This window comes from Stenotrophomonas sp. YIM B13575, assembly GCF_042787595.1.
Taxonomy (GTDB): Bacteria; Pseudomonadota; Gammaproteobacteria; order Xanthomonadales; family Xanthomonadaceae; genus Stenotrophomonas; species Stenotrophomonas lactitubi_B.
This window is the reverse complement of the sequence record NZ_JBHZOP010000154.1, coordinates 1-6521: the sequence shown is the minus strand read 5'-3', so window position 1 is coordinate 6521 and position 6521 is coordinate 1. Positions and strand designations below refer to the sequence as shown.

Annotated in this window: 6 protein-coding genes; 3 read left to right on the top strand and 3 right to left on the bottom strand. The window is 67.1% G+C overall.

What is annotated here, in order from left to right:
- Positions 1 to 83 precede the first annotated feature (83 nt).
- Positions 84 to 887 (bottom strand): SDR family oxidoreductase, encoded by an 804-nt coding sequence (locus ACFX4F_RS19490; protein ID WP_380657947.1) that lies wholly within the window; start codon positions 885 to 887, stop codon positions 84 to 86.
- Positions 884 to 1450 (bottom strand): DUF1415 domain-containing protein, encoded by a 567-nt coding sequence (locus ACFX4F_RS19485; RefSeq protein WP_099820594.1) that lies wholly within the window; start codon positions 1448 to 1450, stop codon positions 884 to 886. Before ACFX4F_RS19485 ends, ACFX4F_RS19490 begins: the two co-directional genes overlap by 4 nt.
- A 195-nt stretch (positions 1451 to 1645) precedes the next feature.
- Here ACFX4F_RS19485 and ACFX4F_RS19480 point away from each other — a divergent pair, with 195 nt between their 5' ends.
- The 3 genes from ACFX4F_RS19480 to ACFX4F_RS19470 all read left to right on the top strand — a co-directional run bounded on the left by ACFX4F_RS19480 (position 1646) and on the right by ACFX4F_RS19470 (position 5835).
- Positions 1646 to 3112 carry a benzaldehyde dehydrogenase gene (locus tag ACFX4F_RS19480; protein ID WP_380657945.1) on the top strand — a complete coding sequence of 489 codons (1467 nt, stop codon included), beginning with the start codon at positions 1646 to 1648 and terminating at the stop codon, positions 3110 to 3112.
- Positions 3113 to 3129: 17 nt separating this feature from the next.
- Positions 3130 to 4257 carry an NAD(P)-dependent alcohol dehydrogenase gene (locus ACFX4F_RS19475; protein ID WP_380657943.1) on the top strand — a complete coding sequence of 376 codons (1128 nt, stop codon included), beginning with the start codon at positions 3130 to 3132 and terminating at the stop codon, positions 4255 to 4257.
- 486 nt (positions 4258 to 4743) lie between these two features.
- A complete protein-coding gene (locus ACFX4F_RS19470; RefSeq protein ID WP_243380192.1) occupies positions 4744 to 5835 on the top strand; it encodes a helix-turn-helix domain-containing protein in 1092 nt (363 codons plus the stop codon).
- 38 nt (positions 5836 to 5873) lie between these two features.
- Here ACFX4F_RS19470 and ACFX4F_RS19465 read toward each other — a convergent pair whose 3' ends face one another.
- Positions 5874 to 6356, bottom strand: a complete 483-nt coding sequence (locus ACFX4F_RS19465) for a YajQ family cyclic di-GMP-binding protein (protein ID WP_099820599.1) — start codon at positions 6354 to 6356, stop codon at positions 5874 to 5876.
- Positions 6357 to 6521: the final 165 nt, after the last annotated feature.

Genomic DNA, 6521 nt, shown 5'->3' with positions numbered 1-6521 from the left:
GCGCCGGGCCATGCCCGGCGAGCACGTAGCGCGGCGTAGGAAAGCCGCCGGGCATGGCCCGGCGCTACCGGGGCGTCCCGCTTTCACTCGGCGTAGATCATCTTCCGGGTCATGCCGCCGTCGACGATGAAATCCTGGCCGGTGCTGAATCCGGACAACGAGGACAGCAGGTACACCGCCAGCGCGCCGATATCCTCCGGTTGCCCGACCCGACCCACCGGATGCTGGGCATGGTCGCTGGCCGAATACTGCGGCTCGTGCCGGCGCGATGGTGCCTGCCAGGCGTCGGTGCTGATCCAGCCGGGGCTGATGCTGTTCACCCGCACCGCCGGTCCGGCACTGATCGCCAGCGCATGGGTGAAGGCCACCAGGCCACCCTTGGCCGCTGCGTAGGCTTCGCTGTGCGGTTCGGACTGCCAGGCGCGCGTCGAGGCGATGTTGATGATCGCGCCGGCGCCACTGGCCGACAGCGCCGGCAGTGCATGCTTGCTGCACAGGAACGCACCATGCAGCGACGATAGCCGGCGCTCCCACTCATCCCACTCCATGTCCTGCAGCAGGGTGCCGTGCGGCCCGGCGATGCCGGCATTGTTGACCAGGCCGTCGATGCGGCCGAAGCGTTGCAGGGCCACCGCGATGAAGTCGCGCACGCTGCTTTCGTCGGTGATGTCCAACCGCTGGAACGCGGCATCATCGCCGCGCTGCCATTCGGCGAGGCAGGCCTGGCCCGCCTCCACATCCAGATCGCCGATCAGCACCCGGCCGCCGGCCCCGAGCACCGCCTGGGCGATGCCACGGCCGATGCCATTGGCACCGCCGGTGACCAGCACGACCCTGCCGTGCAGTGGCGCAACCGGCCAGGTGGCAATCGGCGGCACTGCGCTCATGACAGGTCTTCGCCACGCAGGCGACGGTGCCAGCCCTCGACACCGATCCGGTCCAGCGTCTGGATGTTGCGCTCGACGATCACATCCGGGTCCGGGTAGACATCCACCGCGCGTGCCACGCTGTCTTCGCGCAGCAGGTGCAGGGTGGGGAAGGGCGCGCGGTTGGTGTAGTTGCTGGCGTCATCGGCGGCGACGCCATCGAACTGGTAGTCCGGATGGAAGCTGGCCACCTGCAGGATGCCCTGCAGGTCCAGCGCCTCGATCGCCGCATCGGCGTTGTCGAGGAAGTCGTTGTAGTCGAGGAAGTCGGTCAGCACCTGCGGGTGCACGATCAGGGTGGTATCGATCTGCTCGGCCGGCGTGTCGCGCAGCAGCACCAGTTCTTCGGCCAGTTCTTCCACCAGGGCTTCCGGTGTGGTCGCGTCGCTCAGCACGATGCGGACCTGGTCCTTCACGTACACCGCCTTGGCGAACGGGCACAGGTTCAGGCCGATGACGATGCGCTCCAGCCACAGGCGGGTGGCGGCGATCGGGTCATCGGTGGGCAGGGGGGTGTCGGTCATGGCGGGCGCATCGGCTGGCGTGGGTGGTCATTGTAGGCGCGCTGGTACGGGGGCGTTGTTCACTGTGCAGGAACTGGACAACGGCGATGCTGGAAATTCCCATCGATTCAATCCCTTGCCGATATCACGCCAATGGCCGATTGCCGACGCTGCCGGCCAGGCGTGCAATGGCGGCACGACACAGGAGGACTTCACATGACTGCATCTTCCCCATGGCTGCCGGACGCACTCTGGTCGGGCGCCTTCTTCGACGGCCAATGGAGCGCTGCCGCGCGGCGCCAGCCGGTGATCGAGCCCGCCACCGGGCAGTCGCTTGGTGAGATCGGCCTGGCCGACGCGGCGCAGGTCGCGCGCTCTGCAGCCGCTGCGGCGCAGGCACAACAGGCATGGGCGGCGGCGCCGTACGAACAGCGCGCCGAGGTGCTGCGCAGGGCTGCGCGCCTGGCCGAAGACAACATCGATACGCTGGTCGACTGGCTGGTCCGCGAAAGCGGCTCCACGCGCCTGAAGGCCGGATTCGAGGCCAAAGTGACCATCAAGGCGCTGCATGAGGCCGCTGCACTGCCCTCGCGCAGCGTGGGTGAGATCCTGCCGTCCGAGCCCGGGCGACTGAACCTGGCGCGGCGCCGTCCGCTGGGTGTGGTGGGGGTGATCTCACCGTTCAATTTCCCGCTGTACCTGGCGATGCGCGCGGTGGCCCCGGCCATCGCTCTCGGCAATGCCGTGGTGCTCAAGCCCGACCCGCGCACGGCGGTGTGCGGTGGTGCGGTGATCGCACGCTTGTTCGAGCAGGCCGGTCTTCCGCAGGGTGTGCTGCACATGTTGCCCGGCGACGGTGCCGCGGGTGCCGCGCTGACCAGTGATCCGCATGTGGCGATGATCCAGTTCACCGGCTCGACGGCGGCGGGACGCAAGGTCGGCGAAGCCGCCGGCAAGCACCTGAAAAAAGTGTCGCTGGAGCTGGGTGGCAAGAACGCGTTGATCATCCTCGACGATGCCGATCTCGATCTGGCCGTGGCCAACACCGCGTGGGGCGTGTACCTGCACCAGGGCCAGATCTGCATGGCGACCGGCCGCGTGCTGGTGCATCGGAAGATCCACGACGCGTTCCTGCGGAAGCTGGTGGCCAAGGCCAACTCGCTGAAGGTGGGCGACCCGGCACGCGAGGACGTGGCGCTGGGGCCATTGATCAATGCCGCGCAGCGCGACCATGCGGCGCGCGTGGTCGCCGACGCGGTGAAGGCGGGTGCGTCCCTCGAAACCGGCGGCACCCATCAGGATCTGTTCTTCGCACCGACCGTGCTCGGCAACGTCAGCGCCGACAATCCGGCCTTCAACGAAGAGATCTTCGCGCCGGTGGCGGTGGTGGTGCCGTTCGATGACGACGACGAAGCCGTGCGCCTGGCCAATGACAGCGAGTACGGCCTGTCGATGGCGATCGTCTCCCGCAATGTCGGCCGCGCGCTGACGCTGGGCGAGCGCCTGCGTACCGGCCTGCTGCACATCAACGACCAGACCGTGAACGATGAGGTCATCAATCCTTTCGGCGGGGTCGGCGCGTCCGGCAACGGCACCAGCATCGGCGGCCCGGCCAACGTGGAGGAATTCACCCAGTGGCAATGGATGACGGTCAAGGGCGAAGCCCCGGCCTATCCCATCTGATCGAGGAGAACGCAACGATGAGCAGCAACAGTGGATCGCGTGACATCACCGCCGCCGTGGTGCGCGGCAAGGAACAGCCCTTCGTCATCGAGCAGGCGCGCCTGCGCGGCCCGCAGGACGACGAAGTGCTGGTGAAGATCGTGGCGACCGGCCTGTGCCACACCGACCTGATCGTGCGTGACCAGTACTACCCGGTGCCGCTGCCGGCGGTGCTGGGTCATGAAGGCGCAGGCATCGTCGAGGCGGTCGGCCCCAACGTGCGTGAGCTGAAGGCCGGCGACCACGTGGTGCTGACCTACGGCCAGTGCGGCCACTGCAATCCCTGCCGGGGTGGACATGGTGCGTACTGTCGCGATTTCTTCGCGCTGAACTTCGGTGGCGACGATGGCCACGGCCATACCGCCATCACCGATGCACAGGGCCAGCCGCTGCACGATCACTTCTTTGCACAGTCGTCGTTTGCCACGTTTGCGTTGGCGCGCGAGATCAACGCGATCAAGGTGCCTGAGGATGCGCCGCTGGAGCTGCTCGGGCCACTGGGCTGCGGCATCCAGACTGGTGCCGGTGCGGTGCTCAATTCGCTGCAGGTGCGATCGGGCAGCAGCTTCGCCAGCTATGGTGCAGGAGCGGTCGGCCTGAGCGCAGTGATGGCGGCCAAGGTCGCCGGTGCCACCACCATCATCGCCATCGACGTGGTGCCCTCGCGGTTGCAGCTGGCCATGGAGCTGGGCGCCACCCACGTGGTCAACAGCCGCGAGACCGACGTGATCGAGGCCGTGCGTGCGATCACCGGTGGCGGTGCTGATTTCGCGCTGGAATCCACCGGTCGTCCGGAGGTGTTGTCGGCCGGCATCGAAGCCTTGGCCGGGCTGGGCATGATGGGCGTGGTCGGTGCGCCGAAATTGGGCACGACCGCCAGCTTCGATGTGAACAACCTGCTGCTGGGTGGCCGCAGCATCCGTGGCATCGTCGAGGGCGACAGTGTGCCGCAGGTGTTCATTCCGCAGCTGGTGACGCTGTACCAGCAGGGGCGCTTCCCGTTCGACCGGCTGGTGAAGTTCTATCCGCTGGAGCAGATCAACCAGGCGGCCGAGGACAGTACGCGGGGCATCACGCTGAAGCCGATTCTGCGGATCGCGGTGTGAGGTGAGGGTGGGGAGGGTTTGCAGGGCTGCGCCCTGCACCCGCCGAATCAACGTCAACGGCAAAAGCGGGCATTCCGTGGGATGGCGGGGTGGGTCCGGTGGCGGGGGACGCTGCAAGTACGTCCCTGTAAGCTTGGCCGCGGCATCCATGCCGCGGACACCCCCGCAACCGGACCCATCCCGCCTTCGACAGATCTCCGCTGCTGTTGGTAGGTGTCGACCTTGGTCGACACATGAATGCCTGACGGAGACGGAAACGCACTTTCTCGGCATGGCGCGTCGTGGAAGTAGATCCACGCCATGCGTGGATGAACGCCTGACGGAAACTGAAACGTACTTCCGCGTCATGGTGCGGCACTGGGGTGGCCGCTTTTTGCTCCCAGTAGATCCACGCCATGCGTGGATGAACGCCTGACGGAAATGGAAACGCTCCGTTGTTGGCACGTAACGCGGGCGTGGCGTGTGTGGGTGTACGCTGCGTGCATGATGGCCACGACAGTCGGGCAACAGCAATTGGTGGCGGCGCGTGCCGCCTTCGCCGAGGGCGACGTGCAGTCGCTGGCGATGCTGCCCTTGCCGTTGCAGCAGTCCTGGCAACGCTCGCATGCGGCCGGTGTGCGCCCCGGCCAGGAGCCGTATTACCCGCCGTTGCAGGGCAACGGACACCGCTTGGAGTCCCGCGATGACCGCCGCCTGGCGCGTTGCGTGCAGCCCGAGCTGGAGCAGTTGTGGTCCGCGTTCGGAGCGCGTGGGTGGACGATGTTCTGCGCCAACCGCGAGGGCATGGTGATCGTGCATCGCGCCCATGGCCTGGAAGATGCGCCGCTGCTGCGGCCGATCCAGGTGGGGCGGCGGCTGGGCGAGGCCGAGATCGGCACCACCGCGCCTGCGGTCAGCCTGGCCGACGACCTGCCCGCCCTGGTACGCGGCAACGAACACTATCTGCAGCGGTTCGCCCCCGTGTTCTGCCTGAGTGAGCCGCTGCATGACCTGCAGGGGCAGGTCTGCGGTGCGATCGACATCACCGGGTTGGGGGAACGCGATCCGGCATTGCTGCAGGGTTATTTCCGGCAGGCAGCGCTGGCCATCGAGAACCGCTTGATGCACACGCTCAGCGATGTGCATCTGCTGGCGGTGCAGCATGATCCGCGCTGGCTGGCGTCACCGCTGCAGGGCCTGCTGGCGGTGCAGGAAGATGGCCAGTTGCTTGCCGCCAACCGCGTCGCCCGGCGTCTGCTTGGCCTGCCACGGCGCGGGCCGCTGCCGTTGCTCTCGCTGGAAACGGTGTTTGCCGGCGCCAGCACCGCACAGCGACGCCGACTGCTGCAGCCTGGTCCTGCGCATCGGGTGCGGTTGGGCGAAGGCAGCGCGGTCCATCTGCAGCATCTGCAGGCACCGCGCGCCGCACGGACGCGCTCGCCGGCCATGGCCGCGGCGCCCGTGCAGGCGACGCCACTGCGTGACCAGCAGCGCGATGCAGCGCGACGCGCCGCACGTGCCGCGGACGGCAACCTCAGCCTCGCTGCACGCCAGCTCGGAATCTCGCGGACAACGCTGTACAGACTGCTGCGCGAGTGAGGCCGGCAACCGGGGCCGGCGCTACACCCAGGCGTCGATCAATCGCGGAAGTTGTTGAACTGCAGCGGCAGTTCGAACTTGCCGGCCTTCAGCACGGCGATGGCGTCCTGCAGGTCGTCGCGCTTCTTGCCCATCACCCGCAGCTTGTCGCCGTTGATCTGGGTTTCCACCTTCAGCTTGGCTTCCTTCAGCGCCGCAGCGATCTTCTTGGCGATCTTCTGCTCGATGCCCTGCTTGACGGTGATCTTCTGCCGGGCCTGCGCCAGGTTGGTTTCCACGTCGCCATATTCCAGGCTGAGCACGTCGATGCTGCGGGCGGCCAGGCGTGCGCGCAGGATGTCGTTCATCTGCTTGAGCTGGAACTCGCTCGGCGCGGACTGGGTGATCACTTCACCGTCGCGCTCGAACCTGGCGTCCACGCCCTTGAAGTCGAAGCGGGTGGCAAGCTCGCGGTTGGCCTGGTCGAGCGCATTGGTCAGTTCGTGGGTGTCGACTTCGGACACAACGTCGAAGGAAGGCATGGGCGTTACTCCGCAGAAATCAGTGGCGCTCATTCTATCGCGTGGGCCTGGGTGCCCGCTTTCTGTAGCCGGGCCCATGCCGTGGCTGTCGCTTTTCTGTAGAGCCGAGCCCATGCTCGGCTGCGTTGTGAAGAGCAGCCGAGCACGGGCTCGGCTCTACAGGAC